Source organism: Amycolatopsis sp. NPDC051128 (assembly GCF_040682715.1).
Taxonomy (GTDB): domain Bacteria; phylum Actinomycetota; class Actinomycetes; order Mycobacteriales; family Pseudonocardiaceae; genus Amycolatopsis.
Map to the genome: position 1 here is coordinate 1 of NZ_JBFBBN010000050.1, position 14,696 is coordinate 14,696.

Genomic DNA, 14,696 nt, shown 5'->3' on the forward strand with positions numbered 1-14,696 from the left:
AACGCCCGGTCCCATTCCGAACCCGGAAGCTAAGCCTGACAGCGCCGATGGTACTGCAACCGAAGGGTTGTGGGAGAGTAGGACACCGCCGAACTCAACATGAAGAAGAAGAGGGCCTGGGCCCGGTCGAGACATAAAAGTCTCCCGGACCCAGGCCCTCTTTTATTTCGCTGGTCGAGGTGAGGACAGCGGCCTTAACCTCGGCATCATGACGAAGTGGACCCGGTGGTTCGACCTCGACGAGGGCGGCGACGAGCTCAGACCGGACGAACACGCCTTCATCACCGCGCTCCAGCAGGCGACCGCGCAGTGGGACGTCGAATACGCCGCCAGCTGGGCGAGCCGGGACGAGGAGGAGCATCCCTGCCTGATCGCCGTCCTGACGCTCAGCGATTTCGCCAAGAAAATCAGCCTGGGCGAGTTCGGCGTCCACTACCGGGACGGGCGCGCGCAAGGTGACCGGTTGCACAGCTGCCTGCACGAACTGCCGGACGAGCCGACGCCGTTCGCCCTCGACGTGAGCGGCATCCCCGAGCAGGTGGGGGCCGAGTGCGCGGCGTGGTTCGAGACGATCCTGCGCAGGCCCGTCATCCACCAGCAGTGGCGGCACAAAGACCACGGCCGGCTCTACGCCGAGGCCTGGAAGTTCGCCGACAGCGGGGACGTGCTGAGCCAGTCCTACGACTCCGCCGCCGCGCCCCGTCGGCAGCGCAGGCGCCTGATCCGCAAGGGCTTCGTCTTCGGCCGCGGCTGGATCCAGGTCGAGGGCATCAAGGACCCACCTTCGGGCGAACGCCGCGTGCGCTAGTCGTGGCGCAGGGCGAAGGACAGCTCCGACACCTGACCCGTCGGCGTGATCAGAGCCGGAACTCGCGTGATTGAAGCCGGAAATCGCGTGTCCGGAAACGGATCTCGCGTGATTGGCGGGGCGACCCGGCTTAGGGGGTGGGGCGGCGGAGGAGGTAGGTGTCCATGATCCAGCCGTGGTGGTCCCTCGCCTCCGCTCGGACCTGGCGGATTTCGGCGGCGAGGGCGTCGGTGAGGGGGCCGGCGATCAGGATCTCGTCGGGCGTGCCGACGTAGGCGCCCCAAAAGATGTGGAGGCCGTCCGTGGTGAACCGGTCGAACGTCGTGTGGGCGTCCAGCAGGACGAACACGTCGTCGACGCCCTCGGGCCAGCCGGTGGCCAAGCGGCGGCCCGTGGTCAGCTGGACCGACCGGCCGATCTGGTTCATCGTCGTCCGGTGGCGGGCCACCAATGCCGAGATGCTGCTGATCCCGGGGATCACCTCGTACTCGAACGACACCTTGCCGCGGGCCAGTACCGCCTCGATCAGCGCGATCGTGCTGTCGTACAGCGACGGGTCACCCCACACCAGGAACGCGCCCGTCGACGACTCGCGCAGCTCCGACAACAGAAGCTCCTCGTACACCGCCGCCCGTGCCGCGTGCCAGTCGGCGACCGCCGCCCGGTAGTCCGCCGGGGTGCGGTCGCGCGGGGGGTCCTGGGCCAGCACCACGCGGTACCCGGGCCGCGTGACGAACCGGTCCAGGATCTCCTGCCGCAGCCGGACCAGGTCGGCCTTCTCCTCGCCCTTGTCGAGCACGAAGAAGACGTCGACGCGGTTGAGCCGGTCGATCGCCTGCACCGTGAGGTGCTCCGGGTCACCGGCGCCGATCCCGATCGCGTAGAGCTTCCGCATGTCGCGAGTGTGCCCGGCCCGCCGGCCACCGCCGCGACGGGGTCGATGAGTAACCCCTACCCCCGATGGGTATAAAGGACGGGGTACGAAAGGAGCGGGCGATGACCGAGTCGACCTACACCGTCGAGGGCATGACCTGCGGACACTGCGCCACGTCGGTGCGCGAAGAGGTCTCCGAGCTCGAAGGCGTCCACAGCGTGGAGGTCGACGTCGAGAGCGGGCGCGTGACCGTGACCAGCGAGGCCGCGCTTCCCGCCGACGTCGTCGCGGCGGCCGTCACCGAGGCCGGATACCGCCTGGCCGCGTGAGCCCGGCCGACGTGACCACCGTGACGCGCGTCGAGCTCACCATCGGCGGGATGACGTGCGCCTCCTGCGCCGCCCGCGTCGAGCGCAAGCTCAACAAGGTCGACGGAGTGACGGCGACGGTCAACTACGCCACCGAAAAAGCCCAGGTCAGCTACCCCGGCCGGCTGACGGTAGACGACCTCAAGGCCGTCGTCGAAGCCGCCGGGTACTCCGCACAGGTCCCCGACACCGAAGAACCCGGCGACGCGCCCACGCTGCGCAAGCGTTTGCTTCTCTCCGCGGTGCTCACCATCCCGCTTGTGGCCCTCTCGATGGTCCCGGCCTGGCAGTTCGACTACTGGCAGTGGATCTCGCTGGTGCTCGCCGCGCCGGTCGTGACCTGGGGCGCGTGGCCGTTCCACCGCGCCGCCGCGGTCAACCTGCGCCACGCCACCGCCACCATGGACACGCTCGTCTCGCTCGGCGTCGTCGCCGCGACGGCGTGGTCGCTGTACGCGCTCGTCTTCGGGATGGCCGGCGAGGTCGGCATGCGCCACGGCTTCGAGCTCATCAGCTCCGGGATGGCCGGTGACAGCCTGTACTTCGAGGTCGCCGCCGCGGTCACCACGTTCATCCTGGCCGGCCGGTACTTCGAGACGCGGTCGAAGCGCCGCGCCGGCGCCGCCCTGCGTGCCCTCATGGACCTCGGGGCGAAGGACGTCACCGTGCTCCGCGACGGCGAGGAACACCTGGTTCCCATCAAGGACCTTCACCCGGGTGACGTCTTCGTGGCCCGGCCCGGCGAGAAGATCGCCACCGACGGCGTGGTCACCGAGGGCGGCTCCGCGGTCGACACCAGCATGCTCACCGGGGAGCCCGTGCCGGTCGAGGCCGGGCCGGGTGACGCCGTCACCGGCGCGACCGTCAACGTCGGCGGGCGGCTGCTCGTGCGCGCGACCCGCGTCGGCGCGGACACCCGGCTGGCGCAGCTGGCCCGGCTCGTCGAGGCCGCGCAGAACGGCAAGGCCGAGGTCCAGCGGCTCGCCGACCGGGTCTCGGCGGTGTTCGTCCCGGCGGTCGTCTTCGCGGCGCTGGCCACGCTGGTCGTCTGGCTGGCGACCGGCGGGAGCCCCGAGAAAGCGTTCACCGCGGCCGTCGCCGTGCTGATCATCGCCTGCCCGTGCGCGCTCGGCCTCGCGACGCCGACCGCGCTGCTGGTCGGCACCGGCCGCGGCGCGCAGCTGGGCATCGTCATCAAAGGTCCCGAGGTGCTCGAGTCCACCCGCCGGGTCGACACCGTGGTCCTGGACAAGACCGGCACCGTCACCACCGGCCGGATGACCCTGATCGAGGGCGACGGCGAGGTGCTCTGGCTCGCGGGCGCGGTCGAGGCCGCCTCCGAGCACCCGATCGGCCGCGCGATCGCGGACGCCGCCCGGGAGCGCTTCGGCGCGCTGCCCGCTGTCATGGGCTTCCGGAGCACCGCCGGCGTCGGCGTGAAAGGCGTGGTCGAGGGACACGAAATCGCCGTCGGACGGGCGGCGTCCGACGGCGAGGGAACCGCGGCCACCACGGTCTCCGTGGCCTGGGACGGCGAGATCCGCGGCCGGCTGGTCGTCGCCGACACGATCAAGCCGACGTCCGCGCGGGCCGTCGCCGCGCTGCGCGAACTCGGTCTGACGCCGGTGCTGCTGACCGGCGACAACGCCGGCGCGGCCCGGGCGATCGCCGCCGAAGCGGGGATCGACGAGGTCATCGCCGAGGTGCTGCCGGAGGAGAAGGTCGCCGTCGTCAAGCGGCTGCAGGCCGAGGGCCGCGTGGTCGCGATGGTCGGCGACGGCGTCAACGACGCGGCCGCGCTCGCCCAGGCCGACCTGGGGCTGGCGATGGGCACCGGCACCGACGCGGCCATCGAAGCCGGTGACCTGACGCTGGTGCGGGGCGACCTGCGGGCCGCGGCCGACGCGATCCGGCTGGCCCGCCGCACCCTCGCCACGATCAAGGGGAACCTGTTCTGGGCGTTCGCCTACAACGTCGCGGCGCTGCCGCTGGCGGCGCTCGGCCTGCTCAACCCGATGATCGCGGGCGCGGCGATGGCGTGTTCGTCGGCCTTCGTGGTGAGCAACAGCCTCCGGCTGCGCCGGTTCCGCTGAAGCACCCGATCGATACGTGGGGTGGGTATACTCGGCCCGAGGGTTGACGACGACGGGGACAGGTGGGCGATGACGGGTTACGGCACCGAGCGGGAGGCCTATCTCAAGCGCCTGCGCCGGATCGAAGGGCAGATCCGCGGCCTGCAGCGCATGGTCGAGCAGGACAAGTACTGCATCGACATCCTGACCCAGGTCTCCGCGGCGACGAAGGCCCTGCAGTCGTTCTCGCTGGAACTGCTCGACGAGCACCTGGCGACCTGCGTCGTCCAGGCGGCCGCGGCGGGTGGCGATGAAGCCGACCTCAAGGTCCGGGAGGCCTCGGACGCGATCGCGCGCTTGGTGCGGTCCTAGCGGGCCAGCACAGCCAGGGTGAGGCCGCCCGCGTTCGTCACGAAGTGCACGATCACCGACGCGAGCACTCCCCGGCCGAGGTGCCGCCACCAGTGCAGGAAGATCCCGGCGACGCCCGCCGCGGCCATCGCCAGGACCTGCAGCACCACCACCGGCGTCGAGCCGAACACGGCGTGCACGGCGGCGTTGCGGCCGACCGCCAGCGCCGGCAGCGCGTGCCAGAGCCCGAACAGCGCGGCCGAGCAGAGGATCGGCGGCCAGCTCCACCGCTCGTCGGTCGCGCCGAACAGGCCGGGCAGCACCCCGCGGAACGCGACCTCCTCGATGAGCACCGTCCCGAACAGGATCCGGCCGCACGTCAGCCACAGCAGCTGCCCGAAGTCCGGGTCGCCGACGCGGCCGTCCTGGTACACGGTGCGCAGCGCCGGCACGGCCAGCGCGATCCCGAACACGACCGCCATCAGTGCGGCGCCGTACAGGCCGACGAGGGCGGGACGCCGGAGCGTGCTCAGCCCCAGGTCGGTCCACGAGCAGCCCGCCGCGCGTGCCAACCCGACCAGGACCGCCGCCGCCACCAGCCCGCACACCGGGTACGCCCACCCGGGCAGCACGCGGTTGGCCAGCGTGGTGGACGCGGCCAGCGTCACGACCGCGGCGACCAGGGCGAGCACCCGCCGAAGCGGGATCAACGGAGGATGTCCCGCTCGCGCGGTTCCGCCTCGGGATCGATGGCCGACGGCGGGAACCACACCTCCGAGACCACCGGCGCGGCGCTGAGCATGCCTGTGACCACCGAGTACGTCGTGACCCTTGCCAAATCAGCCGACCGCGTCGGACAGGTCGTCCGCGGGTGAGCGCCGCTGGACAGGCACTCTCTTCGACATCGGCAGAGTGGCTTCGGGGTCGAACGGCGCCGGCCGGCCGTCGAGGGCGAGGGCCGCTTCGGCCAGCAGTTCGCGGCAGCCGGTGAGGCTTGCTTTCAGCTTGTCGTGCACCTTGGTGAGGGCCGCGACCTCGCGTTCCGCGGCGCCGACCATCGCCTCGCCGCGTTGCGCGGCCTCGGCGACCAGCTGGTCGGCCTTCGCGCGGGCGGCCGCGTCCTGCTCGGCCAGTTCGCGCATCGAGTCGGCGCGACGCACCCTCATCGCCCGCGTGTGGTCCTCTTCCAGCTGGGCGCGGCGGTGTGCCGCGGCCTCGTCGAGCTCGCGCCGGCGCTGCTCGGCCGCCCGCATGAGCTCCTCGTGCTCGGCTCGCTGACGCTCGCGGTCGGCTGCCGCCGCGGCGACCAGCTCGCGTTCCTTCTCGGTGAGCCGGACGGCCTCCGCCTCCGCCTCGCGCCGGATCCGCTCCGCGGCTTCCGTTGCGTGCGCGGTGATTTCGGCCGCTTCCTCGCGGGTCAGCTCGATCATCCGGCGCGAGCGCTCCTGCAGCGCGTCCGGGGCGATCGGGGTCAGGCTGATCCGGTCGATCTTCACGCGGAGTTCACGGTTCTCCTCGGCGAGTGTGGCTCCGCGCTGCCGCGCCGAATCGCGTTCGGCGGTGAGTCTGCGGATCTCGGCCTCGGCCCACTCGACGTACTCGGCGACCTGTGCGCGGTGAAAACCGCGCCACGCCAGGTCGAATTCGGGCCGCGTGCGCGTCACGTCCTCGCCACCGCCGGGGGCCATGCCTCACCTCCGAATTGGATGTTTTCTCCTCGGCCGCACGTTTTCCTTGCGGTACCGGGATTTCGGTGTGCCCCCCAGTGTGCCGCAAAGCAGGTGCCGCGCGCCGCCCGGGCGGCCGATCATTCGTCGAGCGGTTCCCCGGCGCCGGTGGACGTGCTCCGGACACCGGGTAGTTCGGCGAGCTCGGCGGCGAGGTCGTAAAGATCACCGCGGCCGTCGAGGCGCAGCGTGACGATCGCGATCCGTTGGCCCTCTTCGGAAACCGACTCGTGGTCGACCTCGACGTGGTGCACGGACCAGCCGCGCCCGGTGCACGCGGCCAGCGCCGCGCGCAGCACGCCCTGGCCGTCGGTGTAACTCAACCGGATCACCGGTGGTTCCCGGCGGTGGCGCGCGACGAACCGCTGCAGCGGCGGAAAACCCCGTGTCACCACGAAGTGTCCGATGGTCGTGCCGACCGCGAGCACCGCCAGCCCGGCGCCGCACGCGGTGCCGACCGCGGCGGTGACCCAGATCGTCGCTGCCGTGGTCAGGCCGCGCACCGCGTCCCGCCGGACGAAGATCAGGCCGCCGCCGATGAAGCCGATGCCGGACACGATCTGCGCGGCGATCCGCGACGGATCCAGCGAGACGTGGCCGTCGGCGAGCAGGTCGGCGAAGCCGTACTTCGACACCAGCATGAACACGGCCGAGCCGACGCCGACCAGGCTGTGCGTCCGCAGGCCGGCCGCCTTCATGCCGGCTTCGCGCTCGAGCCCGATCGCGGCGCTCAGCAGCAGGGCGAGCAGGACGGGCGGCAGCAGTTCCCACTGCGCCGACGTGGACCACAGTGTGGGCAAGGTCACGACCTCCCGGAGGTTCTTCGGTGGCGGCGATCCGGCAAGCGGGAAGAAACCGCCGGGGTCGCCACCAGGGCATACTGGGCCGAGATCACCCGATCGTGCCAGGTGAGGTGGAACGTGTGACAGCGAGTCGGCCGCTCCCGGCCCCGGACTTCGTGGGCTACCCCGAAGTCCGGCGCGGCATTCGGGCCCTGCTCCAGGGACGGCCCGGCACGTACCGCCGTCCGGTCCCGGCGTGTCCGGAGTGGACAGTCGAGGATCTGCTCGGCCACCTCGCCGAGATCGCCGAGCGCGTGTTCCGGCGCCACGGCGGCACCCCGCCACCGGACCGGCCGCGTGACGTGCCCGGCCTGCTCGACCGCTGGGACGACGTCGGCGAGGAGCTCGACCGGCGGCTCGCGGACGCCGGCGGGCGCAGCGGCGAGGTGATGGTGATGGACGCCTTCACCCACGAGCTGGACCTGCGTGCCGCCCTCGGCGTCCCGCCGCCCGTGGAGCACCTGGCCTGGGCGCCCAGCTTCGAGGTGCTGGTCCGCGGCTTTTCCGGCTCGGTCGCCGGGCGCGGGCTCCCGGCGCTGCGGATCCGCACGACCGGCGGGTCGGCGTGGACGGCAGGCGCGGGCCGCCCGTCGGCGTCGGTGACCGCCCCGGCCGTCGACCTCTACCGCGCGCTGGCCGGGCGCCGCTCGCTCGGCCAGCTGGCGGCGCTGGACTGGAGCGAGCCGCCGGGCCCGTGGCTGCCCGCCTTCAGCTGGGGGCCGTTCACCCCGCCGCCGGTGCCGGGGGCGTAGCGCTCGGGGCGGGGATGTGCCGCGCCGGCCAGGAATCCGCACGTCAGCCGCCGGGCGGGGTCACCGTGAGGAGCGCGGCCAGCGCCAGGACCACGACGCTGAGCAGGACCTCCACGGCCACCGCCTGCCGCAGCCTGCGCAGGTCGGCGGTCACCGTGGTGGTGCCGCCCGCGGCCGGTGCGGCCAAGCCCCGGCGCAGCGCGCGGCGGGACCGGGCCGCCACCGCCAGCAGCAGCGCGAAGCCGGCGATCTTCAGCAGCACCAGCACGCCGAACCGGGTGGTCCAGAGGGTGGACAGCGACGGCATGATGCGCAGCGCCAGCACCGCGCCGCTGAGCGCGATCGCCGTCACCGAGCTGGCCGCGAGGCCGGAGAAGCGCGTCGCGACGGGGGCCACGTCCTCACCGGCGGCCGGGCGGTGGAGGCACAGCGCCAGCTGGACCAGCCCACCCGCCCAGACGGCGATCGCGCCGAAGTGCACGAGGTCCGCCGTGACCGAGACGAACATGATGGGGTCGGTGACCGGGTGGCCGGTGGCCGAGAACGTCAGCAGCACGAGGAACCCGGTCACCATGGCGAGGTTTTCGAAGCGCGACCGCAGCCGGTCCGGCAGGCCCGGCCGCAGCAGCCGGGGCAGCACGAAGACCAGCGCGGCGACGGCGGCCAGCCGGAGCAGCAGCAGTTTCCCGTAGGCGACGCGCAGGGTGTCCGCCAGCAGCCCGGTGTCGAACACGGCTTCGAGGTCCCGCCCGGCGGCGTACGGGCCCTGCAGCACGAACGCCGCGACGGTGGTCGCCGCGAGGAGCCCGGCGCCCGCGTGGAGCAGCCGGCGGGCCCGGCGGTCGGTGCGGGCCGCCGGGCGGCACAGCACCACGAACGCCAGGCCGCCGAGCAGCACGACCCCCAGGTAGGCCAGCCAGCGCACCGCCGTGGACACCGCGTCGACGACCGGGTCGGTGCCGGTGGCCGCGGACACCGCGCCGGCCGAGGTGACCAGCGGCCCGGCGCCGACCACGAACGCGAAGGTGCCGCGCACGGGATGCGAATCGGCCGAGACGAAGGCGTATTCGACGAGGTAGCTGCCGTCCGGGAGGTCCGGCTTCAGCCGCACCGCGACCTGCTCCGCGACTTCGCCGGGCTGGAACACCGGCCCGGCGCTGACCTCACGACCTTCGAGGTCGAGGACCTTGATCGACCCTGGCTGGATCCCGACGTTCTCCGAAAGGGTGACCGACACAAGGGACGGCGCCGCGCTCAGGCGGGCGCCGTCCCCAGGGGCCGACGAGACGATCTCGACGTGGGCCGAAGCCGGAGTGGCGCCGAGCACCAGCCAGCCGAGGAGGAAGGCCAGCAGGGCCAGCGCCCGCTTCACGCCGTGAGCGCGGGCTGCTTCGGCTGACCGCAGAGGCACTGGGTCAGCTTCCGCTCGGCGGCCGAGGCGCGCCGGTGCAGGACGACGGCGACGATCATCGGGATGGTGACGATCGTGTTGTAGAACAGGTGCAGCTCCACCCGCGGGACCAGCAGCTGGATGATGCTGGTCGGCACCTTCTGCCCGGCCAGCCGCCAGCCGGACTGCGCCTGGACGAACAGCAGCAGGTGCTCGATGTGGTGCCAGAACTGGATGCCCAGCGCGAGGTTCCACCACTGCCGCGAGCGGCCGGCGAACCCGTGGCGGAGCACCCACAGGAACACCAGCATCACGAGCGCGTAGCCGTAGTGCAGCCACTCCTGCGAGATCAGCCACGGGAACGGCACGCCCAGCACACCGCGGGCGCGGGACGTCGGCCACCCGAACCCGTAGATCTGGACGGCCTGGACGATGTGTTCGGCCCAGTGCGCGACCACGATGATCATGAACACCGCGAGCGCGCGGTGGTGGTTGCGGCTGTTGAGACCGCCGAGGAACCCGGCCGGGCGGGAGAGTTCGGACGTCGACATGCTGTCCCCAGTTTCACGAAGGCGACGGTATTCGTCGACGATAGCCCGTCCCGGCGCGTCTTCCGTTACTCCAGATTGCCGAAGATTGCCGATTGTGCAAGGAAAATTCGGCGGTCAGTGCACCGAGAGCCCGGTCGAGCGCTCCGGGGCGGGCGGGATGTGGAACAGCCGGGTGAACAGGTCGAGGTGCGCCGGGTCGCCCTCGACGCGGACCTTGCCGCTGGCGATCGCGTCCTGGGCGGACAGGTTGCCCCTGAGCAGGTCGAGGATCGCCGGCCCCTGCGGCGCGATCACCAGGTCGGCGGCGGGCAGCGCGCCGGCCGACGCCTTGAGCGCGCCGTTGTCGACCATGGCGTGCACGATCATGTCGCCGTCGAAGTGGTGCAGTTCGTAGTTGACGTGCACGCCCGCGGCGGCCTCCTCCTGGAAGGTCGTGTAGAGCGAAAGGATCGCGGCGTCGAGGGTGTGGACCTCGTCCGGCCGCGGGTAGTTCAGCGAGCGGGCACCCCACAGGCTGAGTTCCAGCACGATGTGGTCGAGCTCGCAGCCGTACTCGGTGAGCTCGTAGACGACGCCGGCGTCCAGCTGCGCCAGCACGCGGCGGCGGACGACGCCCGTCTCCTCGAGTTCGTTGAGGCGCGAGGTCAGGATGCTCTCGGGGATGCGCGGCAGGGTCCGCTGCAGGTCGTTGAACCGCTTCGGCCCGAGCATGAGGTCACGCACGACGAGCAGCGACCAGCGCTCGCCGACGATCTCGAGCGCCCGGGCCAGGCCGCAGAACTGTCCGTAGGTGCGAGCGGAGGTAGGCATACTCGGTCCTCACTTGTCTTCGGGGTCCCAGACCGGGCGCCGCCCGGCTCGCGCACGTCCGCGAGTTCGGTTACGGTGCCCCCGTGACGCGCCGCGCTGCCACGGGCGTCGCTGTCTACGGTGACGGTTCCCCGCCGCGCGCGGCTAGTGAGCCGCACACCGCTCACCCCTGTGTTTTCCACGTTCGAGCATGCGTTTCGCATGACTTCCCCGTGCTTACAGCACTGGCCGAGTAGACCTCGCGTGGAGCACGATTCTGGTCTCTCGTCCCGCCCATCCGATGACTGGCAGGAGAGCCCATGCGCACGACAGCGGTGGACACACGCGGGTTCTCCGATGATGGCGGAGCCGGCGGCACCGCCGGCGCGCCGTCGCCCCGGCGGGCTCCGGCGTTCCGGCGGCACCTGCGGGCCGAGGTCCGGGCCGGGAAGGGCGCCTACCTGTTCTCGGAGCAGGGCGTGATCGCGATGCGCGGGGCGCGGATCGAGTCGCTGGCGGCCCTGCTGGACGGCACACACGACCTGGACCGGCTGCTGCGTGGCCGGCCCGGCGGGATGGCGCCGGAGGAGGTCGCCGCGCTGCTGGCCGAGCTGGTCGACGCGGGCCTGGTGACGTTGCGCAGCCGGCGCGACGACGAAGGGCTCGGCGACGAACGCGCGCTGGCCTACTGGGACGCGTGCGGCGTCGACGCCGACGTGGTCGCCGCGCGGCAGGGCACTGTGCGGCTGATCGCGGTGGGCGAGAGCGCCGATGGCGACGACCGCGGCGCGGTCGAACGGGCACTGGCCGGCGCCGGCCTCGGGGTGGTGCGCGCGGACGCCCGTACCGCCGACCTTTCGGTCGTGCTGTGCGCGGACTACCTCGACCCGCGGTTGGCCGGGATCGACGCCGCGCACCGCCGCGCCGGACGGCCGTGGCTGCTGGCGCGTCCGTCCGGGGCCCAGGTGTGGATCGGGCCGGTGCTGCAGCCGGACGGCGCGTGCTGGCACTGCCTGACCCACCGGCTGTGGGGTCACCGCCACGCCGAGGCGTGCGTGCAGGAGGAGCTGGGGCACGCCGGCCCGGCGCGCCGGCCGCTGCCGGCGCTGCCGCCGCTGACCGCCGCCGCGGCGCACCTCGTCGCGCTGGAGGCGGCCAAGTGGGTGGCCGGGTACCGCCATCACGGCCAGCAGTGCGTGTGGACCCTCGACACGCTCGACCTGCAAGGCCGGTTGCACGAGCTGCGCCGCCGCCCGCAGTGCCCCTGCTGCGGCGACCCGTGGCAGGTGGTGTGGCGCTCGACGCGCCCGGTCGTGCTCCGGTCGGCCAAGAAGGCGACCACCGGCGGCGGCGGGCACCGCACGGCGACGCCGTCGCAGATGCTCGAGCGGCACCGGCACCTGGTCAGCCCGGTCACCGGGATCGTCAAGGAGATCCAGCCGGACCCGGCCGCGCCCGCGTTCGCCAACGCCTACCGCTCCGGGCCGAACATCGCCCGCGGCATCACCGCGATGGCCGCGCTGCGCGCCGGTCTGCGCTGCCAGAACGGCGGCAAGGGGGTCAGCCCGCTCGACGCCGAGGTCGGGGCGCTCTGCGAGGCCGCGGAACGGTTCTCCGGCACCTTCCAGGGCGACGAGCTGCGCATCCGCGGCTCCTACGACGAACTGGGCGAGGAAGCCGTGCACCCCAACGCGTGCATGCTCTTCGCCGACCGGCAGTACGCCGAGCGCGCGGCCTGGAACCCCGAGCACGGCGACTTCCAGCGGGTCGGCGAGCCGTTCGACGCGGGCGTCCGCACCGACTGGACGCCGGTGTGGTCCCTGTCCGGGCGCCGCCGCCTGCTGCCGACGTCCTACCTGTACTACGGGACCCCGCGCGAGAGTGCGGCGCGCGGGGTGAGCGCCGACTCGAACGGCGCCGCGGCGGGCAGCAGCCTGGAGGACGCGATCCTGCAGGGCACGCTGGAGCTCGTCGAACGCGACGCCGTGGCGCTGTGGTGGTACAACCGCACGCCGGTGCCGGGCGTCGACCTCGCGTCCTTCGCCGACCCGTGGCTGCACGAGATGACCGCGGGCTATGCGGGGATCGGCCGCGAGATGTGGGTCCTCGACGTGACGTCCGACCTCGGGATCCCGGTGACCGTCGCGCTTTCGCGGCGGATCGACGGCCCGCACGAGGACATCATGATGGGCTTCGGCGCCCACCTCGACCCGCGGATCGCGGTGCGCCGCGCCGTGACCGAGCTCAACCAGATGCTGCCCATCGTGCAGGCCGCGGGCCACGAGGTCGGCGACCCGGACGCCCGGCGCTGGCTCGCCTACGCCACCGTCGCGAACCAGCCGTACCTGCGGCCCGCGGCGGGCGAGCGGATGCGGGCCGCCGCGGACTTCCCGTTCGTCGTCCGCGACGACGTCCGCGACGACGTCGAGGCGCTGGCCCGGGTGTTCGACCGCGCCGGCCTGGAGTTGCTGGTGCTCGACCAGACCCGCCCGGACGTCGGGATCCCCGTGGTCAAGATGCTCGCGCCGGGGATCCGCCCGTTCTGGGCCCGGTTCGCGCCGGGCCGGCTCTTCGACGTCCCGGTCCGGCTGGGCCGGCTCGACGCGCCGACCCCGTACGAGCGGCTCAACCCGTTCCCCATGTTCCTGTGAGAGCCCTCGCGGGCGCTCATTGTTCGCCTCGCGCTTGAGGAGTTGGCCTTGCCTGCTTACCCCCCGGAGGGGATTTCGGAGACCGTCCGGCTCTGGTCCCTCACCGAAGACACCTTGCTGGAGCCGGGGGACGACGACACGCTCGTCGCGATCACCTGGTGGGGCGAGTACGAGCTGGCGGGCGTCCCCGGGCCGGTCCGCGAGTCGCTGGGCCGGATGGCGCTCGGCCCGGTCTCGATGGGCAATCTCGCGGCTTCGGCGGGCGGGTCCGCCGAAGCCGGGGCGAGCACGCTGCGCAAGGTCCTCAACCAGCTGTCCGGCTCGGTCGTGCACTCGCTGGCGCTCAACGACGGCCGCGGTCCGCTGCTCTCGGCCATTCCCGTGACCCAGGCGCCGGTCTTCCCGGCCGATCCGGTGCCGGCCGGCCGGATGATCAAGCTGTCGCGGTACTCGGCGCTGCGCCCGCACGGCGGCGGGCTGCTGCTGGAGTCGCCCCGCGCCCGGTACCGCGTCGCGCTGCTGCGGCCGCCGGCGGTGACCGTGGCGTCGTCGCTGGCCGGGCCGGTCACCGTCGCGCAGGTCGCCAAGGACTCGGGGCTGGCCGAGCCGGTCGTGGCCGACGTCGTGGCCTTCCTGGTGGCCGCGGGCGTGGTGCTGATGGCCGACGACTGGGCGGAGTTCGCCGAGGACACCGACACCGACCTGGCCGTCTGGTCGCCCGACGACCTGATGTTCCACGCCCGCAGCCGGACGTGGCTGAAGGGCGCCCCACCGGACCCGGAGGCGCACCGGGCGGGCGCCGAGCCGCCGGTGGTCAAGCAGATCACCGCCGGCCCGACCTTCCCGCTGCACCGCCCCGACCCGGCGGTGCTCAAGGCGACCGACCCGACGCTGGCCACGCTGCTCGAACACGACCACACGTGCCCCGAGGTCACCGAACGCGCGTTGTCCGCCGCCCAGGTGGGCGAGTTCCTCTTCCGCGCCGCGCGAGTGCGGTCGATCGGGCCGGCGTACCTGCCCGGCGGGCCCGGCCACGAGGCGTCGCAGCGGCCGTACTTCAGCGTCGCGTGCCTGTATGAGCTCGAGATCTACGTCGGGATCAACCGCTGCGCGGACCTCGCGCGGGGGATCTACCACTACGACCCGCTGTGGCACACGCTGACGCTGATCAACGACGACCTCAGCGTCCTGGACGGCATGCTCGACCTGGCGATGATCGGGGCCGGCAGCCACCGGCGGCCCTCGGTGCTGCTGACGATGACCGCGCGGATGTCGCGGATCGCGTGGGTGCTCGGCAGCGCCGCGTACGCGACGACACTGGTGCACGTCGGCGCTCTGCAGCAGGTGCTCTACCTCACGGCGAAGGCGATGGGACTCGCCGCGCACGCCGTGCCGGTCGACGCGGGTGACCGGGTGGACCGCTCGCTGAAGCTGGAGTGGCCGGCCGAGGTGAGCGTCGGCGAGTGCGTGCTCGACTTTCCCGGCGGTAACATGATCGGCTGACGAAACGACGCCTCTGCC

14 protein-coding genes and 1 rRNA gene are annotated in these 14,696 nt (G+C 72.6%); 8 read left to right on the forward strand and 7 right to left on the reverse strand.

The genetic code is table 11. The annotated features are described in order from the left end of the window. Together rrf and AB0M82_RS35990 are read left to right on the forward strand one after the other, a co-directional pair. Positions 1-94 (forward strand): 5S ribosomal RNA (gene rrf, locus AB0M82_RS35985); the annotation flags it as partial. Between the two features lie 114 nt (positions 95-208). Continuing rightward, positions 209-808 carry a hypothetical protein gene (locus AB0M82_RS35990; RefSeq protein ID WP_364731849.1) on the forward strand — a complete coding sequence of 200 codons (600 nt, stop codon included), beginning with the start codon at positions 209-211 and terminating at the stop codon, positions 806-808. 130 nt (positions 809-938) lie between these two features. Here AB0M82_RS35990 and cobF read toward each other — a convergent pair whose 3' ends face one another. After that, a complete protein-coding gene (gene cobF, locus AB0M82_RS35995) occupies positions 939-1,703 on the reverse strand; it encodes a precorrin-6A synthase (deacetylating) (protein ID WP_364731851.1) in 765 nt (254 codons plus the stop codon). A 101-nt stretch (positions 1,704-1,804) separates the two neighbouring features. Between cobF and AB0M82_RS36000 the strand changes: the two genes are divergently transcribed. The 3 genes from AB0M82_RS36000 to AB0M82_RS36010 all read left to right on the forward strand — a co-directional run bounded on the left by AB0M82_RS36000 (position 1,805) and on the right by AB0M82_RS36010 (position 4,494). Continuing rightward, positions 1,805-2,011, forward strand: coding sequence for a heavy metal-associated domain-containing protein (locus AB0M82_RS36000; protein WP_364731853.1), 207 nt, complete (start codon positions 1,805-1,807; stop codon positions 2,009-2,011). Beyond that, positions 2,008-4,143, forward strand: coding sequence for a heavy metal translocating P-type ATPase (locus AB0M82_RS36005; protein ID WP_364731855.1), 2,136 nt, complete (start codon positions 2,008-2,010; stop codon positions 4,141-4,143). Before AB0M82_RS36000 ends, AB0M82_RS36005 begins: the two co-directional genes overlap by 4 nt. 69 nt (positions 4,144-4,212) lie before the next feature. Then, positions 4,213-4,494 (forward strand): metal-sensitive transcriptional regulator, encoded by a 282-nt coding sequence (locus AB0M82_RS36010; protein ID WP_364731857.1) that lies wholly within the window; start codon positions 4,213-4,215, stop codon positions 4,492-4,494. On the opposite strand, the gene AB0M82_RS36015 is transcribed toward AB0M82_RS36010, so the two are convergent. The 3 genes from AB0M82_RS36015 to AB0M82_RS36025 all read right to left on the reverse strand — a co-directional run bounded on the left by AB0M82_RS36015 (position 4,491) and on the right by AB0M82_RS36025 (position 7,000). After that, complete coding sequence (locus AB0M82_RS36015; RefSeq protein WP_364731859.1) at positions 4,491-5,183, reverse strand: CPBP family intramembrane glutamic endopeptidase; 693 nt, start codon at positions 5,181-5,183, stop codon at positions 4,491-4,493. The two genes, AB0M82_RS36010 and AB0M82_RS36015, sit on opposite strands and share 4 nt — an antisense overlap. Before the next feature lie 129 nt (positions 5,184-5,312). Continuing rightward, the gene (locus tag AB0M82_RS36020; protein ID WP_364731862.1) at positions 5,313-6,161 is read right to left on the reverse strand and encodes a M protein; all 849 of its coding nucleotides are present in this window, start codon (positions 6,159-6,161) and stop codon (positions 5,313-5,315) included. Between the two features lie 119 nt (positions 6,162-6,280). After that, positions 6,281-7,000, reverse strand: a complete 720-nt coding sequence (locus AB0M82_RS36025) for an MgtC/SapB family protein (protein ID WP_364732000.1) — start codon at positions 6,998-7,000, stop codon at positions 6,281-6,283. A 122-nt stretch (positions 7,001-7,122) separates the two neighbouring features. On the opposite strand from AB0M82_RS36025, the gene AB0M82_RS36030 reads away from it, so the two are divergent. After that, a complete protein-coding gene (locus AB0M82_RS36030) occupies positions 7,123-7,794 on the forward strand; it encodes a maleylpyruvate isomerase family mycothiol-dependent enzyme (protein ID WP_364731864.1) in 672 nt (223 codons plus the stop codon). A gap of 43 nt (positions 7,795-7,837) precedes the next feature. Here AB0M82_RS36030 and AB0M82_RS36035 read toward each other — a convergent pair whose 3' ends face one another. The 3 genes from AB0M82_RS36035 to AB0M82_RS36045 form a co-directional block, all read right to left on the reverse strand. Continuing rightward, positions 7,838-9,166 (reverse strand): copper resistance protein CopC, encoded by a 1,329-nt coding sequence (locus AB0M82_RS36035; RefSeq protein WP_364731866.1) that lies wholly within the window; start codon positions 9,164-9,166, stop codon positions 7,838-7,840. Further along, on the reverse strand, positions 9,163-9,735 hold the full coding sequence (locus tag AB0M82_RS36040) for a hypothetical protein (RefSeq protein WP_364731869.1): 573 nt from the start codon (positions 9,733-9,735) through the stop codon (positions 9,163-9,165). Before AB0M82_RS36040 ends, AB0M82_RS36035 begins: the two co-directional genes overlap by 4 nt. A 114-nt stretch (positions 9,736-9,849) precedes the next feature. Next, complete coding sequence (locus AB0M82_RS36045) at positions 9,850-10,545, reverse strand: winged helix-turn-helix transcriptional regulator (protein WP_364731872.1); 696 nt, start codon at positions 10,543-10,545, stop codon at positions 9,850-9,852. 299 nt (positions 10,546-10,844) lie between these two features. Between AB0M82_RS36045 and AB0M82_RS36050 the strand changes: the two genes are divergently transcribed. Together AB0M82_RS36050 and AB0M82_RS36055 are read left to right on the forward strand one after the other, a co-directional pair. Then, complete coding sequence (locus AB0M82_RS36050; protein ID WP_364731874.1) at positions 10,845-13,175, forward strand: TOMM precursor leader peptide-binding protein; 2,331 nt, start codon at positions 10,845-10,847, stop codon at positions 13,173-13,175. A gap of 48 nt (positions 13,176-13,223) precedes the next feature. Then, on the forward strand, positions 13,224-14,678 hold the full coding sequence (locus AB0M82_RS36055) for a SagB/ThcOx family dehydrogenase (RefSeq protein WP_364731876.1): 1,455 nt from the start codon (positions 13,224-13,226) through the stop codon (positions 14,676-14,678). Positions 14,679-14,696: the final 18 nt, after the last annotated feature.

What these genes read in the sequence shown, in the direction of transcription:
- AB0M82_RS36010 (WP_364731857.1), top strand. Translation starts at nt 4,213, where the DNA reads ATGACGGGTTACGGCACCGAGCGGGAGGCCTATCTCAAGCGCCTGCGC.
- AB0M82_RS36000 (WP_364731853.1), top strand. Translation starts at nt 1,805, where the DNA reads ATGACCGAGTCGACCTACACCGTCGAGGGCATGACCTGCGGACACTGC.
- AB0M82_RS36045 (WP_364731872.1), bottom strand. Translation starts at nt 10,545, where the DNA reads ATGCCTACCTCCGCTCGCACCTACGGACAGTTCTGCGGCCTGGCCCGG.
- AB0M82_RS36040 (WP_364731869.1), bottom strand. Translation starts at nt 9,735, where the DNA reads ATGTCGACGTCCGAACTCTCCCGCCCGGCCGGGTTCCTCGGCGGTCTC.
- cobF (WP_364731851.1), bottom strand. Translation starts at nt 1,703, where the DNA reads ATGCGGAAGCTCTACGCGATCGGGATCGGCGCCGGTGACCCGGAGCAC.
- AB0M82_RS36020 (WP_364731862.1), bottom strand. Translation starts at nt 6,161, where the DNA reads ATGGCCCCCGGCGGTGGCGAGGACGTGACGCGCACGCGGCCCGAATTC.
- AB0M82_RS35990 (WP_364731849.1), top strand. Translation starts at nt 209, where the DNA reads ATGACGAAGTGGACCCGGTGGTTCGACCTCGACGAGGGCGGCGACGAG.
- AB0M82_RS36050 (WP_364731874.1), top strand. Translation starts at nt 10,845, where the DNA reads ATGCGCACGACAGCGGTGGACACACGCGGGTTCTCCGATGATGGCGGA.